This is a genomic window from Streptomyces sp. S.PNR 29 (assembly GCF_030386795.1).
Classification (GTDB): Bacteria; Actinomycetota; Actinomycetes; order Streptomycetales; family Streptomycetaceae; genus Streptomyces.
On the sequence record NZ_JANUQM010000037.1, the window covers coordinates 1 to 1,306 of the forward strand.

The window sequence follows — 1,306 nt, forward strand, 5'->3', positions numbered from 1 at the left end:
CCATGGTTCCCGAGAGCCCGCGAACGGCCGTCTACGGCCGCGGTGGGCGCAGGACAGGGACGCTGTCGCGGAACGCGGCGGCGTGCTTGTCGATCTCCTGGAGGTCCGGCTCCAGTGAGGCGGCGCTCAGCAGTTCCCGGTAGTGCTCCTCCAGCTCCGCAAGCGTGTGGACGGAGGAAGCGGTGCCGGCCGGGGAGAAGTCGACCCGGACATCGCCGCCCTCGACGACGAAACGGCCCGCGGCCCCACAGGTGCCGCATTCGGCGCGGCCGCCGCGCAGCACGATCAGGTCGAGGTGGCACATCGGGCAGGTGCCGGGCTCCCCCAGGAACCGGACCTCGTCGTGGGGCAGGCCGAGTTGCCGGGCAACCGCGCCGCCCAGCCGCTCGGCGCGCAGCACAGCCGCCGGGTCGGTGGCTATGCCGCCCCGCCCACCGGGGGTGGGGACTTCCATCTGGTCGGCGACGGCCATGTGCAGGGGGAAGGCCAGGGCGTGCAGAGTGGGCAGCGTCAGCGTGCGCCAGTGGGGTGACGGGCAGCCGCCCACGGCGATGAAGCCGGCCACGCGCGGCTTGAGGACCCGCGGGTCGGGGGCCGTGTCGAGGCCCAGAAGGCCACGAGTCTCCTCCTGCTCGGCCCGGCCGTGTTCGCGGCGGGCGAGGGCCTCACGGACGAAGACCACGTCCGTGCGCGGACCGAAGGCGCGATCGATGAGGAGCTTCAACGCGCCCGGTGCGCTGCGGGTGTAGGTGGGGGAACTGACGATCACGCCGTCCGCGTCGAGCAGCCGGTCGCAGAACCAGGCCGCGTCGTCCCCGGCGTCCGCGGTGGCGGCGGTCACCAGGGACAGGTCGGTCAGCCGTACCATCTCGACGGCTGTCCCCTCGCGCGCGGCCGCGGTGAGCGCGGCCTTCAGCAGTACCTCGGCACTGCCGTCCTCCTGCCCGCAGGCAAGTCCGAGCAGACGCATCGACGACACCTCTCTGTGCGGTCGGGGGGTGGGGGGCGGTCCGCCGGGCCACGCGGGCTCCGGCGGACCGGACGGGAGCGGATGGTGGGGCGGTCAGCCGCGCAGGGTGGCGGCCAGCCAGTCGGCGCTGCGGGCGATGATCTCGGGGAAGTGGTGCGAGAGGATCTCGTAGTGCTGGCCCGGGTACTCGATGACCTCCTTCGGGTCGGGGATCCGCTCGTACATCTCGCGGGCCTCCTCGACGGGGGCGACGGTGTCCTTGGAGGCGAGGATCATCAGGACCGGGGCGGTGATGCGTTCGGCGTAGGCGCGCACCTCCATCTCGAAGATGCGGTC

At 73.0% G+C, this 1,306-nt stretch carries 2 protein-coding genes; both read right to left on the reverse strand.

Annotated elements, in window-relative coordinates; all coding sequences use genetic code 11:
- Nucleotides 1-31 precede the first annotated feature (31 nt).
- Nucleotides 32-970, reverse strand: coding sequence for an NAD(P)H-dependent oxidoreductase (locus NW895_RS41075; protein WP_289942361.1), 939 nt, complete (start codon nt 968-970; stop codon nt 32-34).
- Between the two features lie 93 nt (nt 971-1,063).
- On the reverse strand, nt 1,064-1,306 hold a 243-nt coding region (locus tag NW895_RS41080; protein ID WP_354670166.1), incomplete at its 5' end, for an alpha/beta hydrolase.

Coding starts and splice junctions, on each gene's coding strand:
- NW895_RS41075 (WP_289942361.1), bottom strand. CDS start 970: ATGCGTCTGCTCGGACTTGCCTGCGGGCAGGAGGACGGCAGTGCCGAG.